Consider the following 2122-nt stretch of genomic DNA (forward strand, 5'->3'; position numbering starts at 1 on the left):
TGTTATAAACTTATCTAAATTTTTAAGCGTTTGAACCTTTTTTCTATTTTATTTGCAAATTATACTATTGAATAATATTTCATTTATTTATTACTTCAATAGCATTATATATAATCCATAAAAATATATTATGGTTTTATGAATTTTTATATATTTATATTAGCTGTTATATGCCTCCTTTGGTTGTAGAAAAATTCGACAAAAATAGTACTTTTTAATCCAATATTTAAATTTTTAGAAGATACTTTATAGACAAACTAGAATAAAATATTGTATATTATTGATGATATAAAGTGTAATATTCTAACAAATTTAAAGATTGAAAGGAGGAATTATATGAAAAAAATATCAAAAATAATCGCTATATTCTTATGCATAATAATGACAGGAGCATTATTTACAGGGTGTAGTAAAAAAGAAAAACAACAAATAAACTTTTTTAACTATGGTGAAAACATAGACGACGAAACTCTAAAAGAGTTTGAAGAAAAGTACGATATAAAAGTAAACATGGAGACTTTTGATGATATGGAAGCGATGTATCAAAAGATAAAAAGCGGTGCTGGAAAATACGATGTAGTATTAGTATCAGATGCATTGATGCCAAGAATGATTAAAGAAGGACTTGTACAAGAATTAAATAAGGATAATATACCAAATATATCTCAAATGGATGAACAATATTTAGATTTAGATATAGACCCAGGTAATAAATATTCAGTTCCATATATGTTTGGAACTGTAGGGATTGTTTACAATAAGGATGTAGTAAAAGAAGAGGTAGACAGCTGGGATATATTATGGGATGAAGAATATAAAGACCAAGTATTTATGTTTGATACATATAGAGATACAATAGGTGCAGCGTTGAAAAAATTAGGTTATTCTCTAAATTCAACAGATCCAGATGAAATAGAAGAAGCTAAAGAATTATTAATAGAACAAAGAAAAACAGTAAATCCAATATATGGAGTAGATAATGGAACAACTATGATACCAGCTGGAGAAACTAATATAAATATGATCTGGTCTGGAGAAGGTTTAAATCTTCAAGAAGAATATCCAAACTTAGTTTATGTTGTGCCAAAGGAAGGTGCAAATTTCTGGATTGATAGTTTATGTATAACATCAAACGCTCAAAACGTAGAGGGAGCAGAAAAATTCATAAACTTTGTAAGTGACAAGGAAAGTGCATTGAGAATAGCTGACGAAATAGGATACACAACTCCAAATAAAGAAGCTAGAAAAGAGCAACCGGAAGATGTTCAAAATAATCCAAATGCTTATATGCCTGAAGAAATTATGAATAGATGTGAAATATATAAGGATTTTGATTTAAAAACTAAGCAAATGTATGACGATGCATGGACAGAAATAAAAGTTAATGGTGAAGAATAATTTATATTTGTAGTAAATTTTAAATTGGAAAAATGTTCTACATGAAACAATAAATAAAAAAACAGTATTGATTATCTAATGCAGATTTATCAATACTGTTTTTGTTTGAGATTAAATCTTAAATTACAGTTCCTTTTTTAGATAGATTTTGTAAATACTCATCCATAGAGTTGCTAACTATTTTTGCTGCTTTTACGGCTTGGATAACTGTACTAGCTCCTAACACTACATCACCACAGGCAAATACGCCTTCTCTTGTAGTTAGACCTTTTTCATCAGTTTCTATATGACCGCGTTTAGTGATATCAACACCTTTGTTGTTTATAACTATAGTATTTTGAGGTACTTGACTTACTGCTATAAGTATAGAGTCACATTCGAATAGGTATTCACTATTAGGGATAATAGCTAGAGTGGTTTTTCCGCCTATTTCTATTTTTTCGGTCCCAGCAAGTATTATTCCTTCGTCTACTATTTCAACTGGAGCTTCAAAAGTTCTAAATAGTATCCCTTCTTGTTGGGCTTTGTTTATTTCATGTTTAGTCGCTGTCATATCTTCAAAATCACGTCTGTATATTACATGAACTTCTTCAGATCCGTGTTTTTTAGCAGTTCTAGCAGCATCCATTGCTACATTACCGGCACCTATGATGGCTACTTTTTTGCCTAAAGAATAGTATTGAGGACTTTTTAAGTAGTCTATAGCGTAGTGTGAATGTCCAAG

The 2122-nt window shown here is 29.4% G+C and carries 2 protein-coding genes; one reads left to right on the forward strand and one right to left on the reverse strand.

Annotated elements, in window-relative coordinates:
* Positions 1-336: 336 nt before the first annotated feature.
* Positions 337-1398, forward strand: coding sequence for an ABC transporter substrate-binding protein (locus MR593_RS02980; RefSeq protein ID WP_290686789.1), 1062 nt, complete (start codon positions 337-339; stop codon positions 1396-1398).
* Positions 1399-1516: 118 nt separating this feature from the next.
* On the opposite strand, the gene MR593_RS02985 is transcribed toward MR593_RS02980, so the two are convergent.
* Positions 1517-2122 (reverse strand): FAD-dependent oxidoreductase (locus tag MR593_RS02985; RefSeq protein ID WP_290686791.1); only part of this gene is annotated, 606 nt, incomplete at its 5' end.

It is taken from the genome of Intestinibacter sp. (genome assembly GCF_022780145.1).
Taxonomy (GTDB): Bacteria; Bacillota; Clostridia; order Peptostreptococcales; family Peptostreptococcaceae; genus Intestinibacter.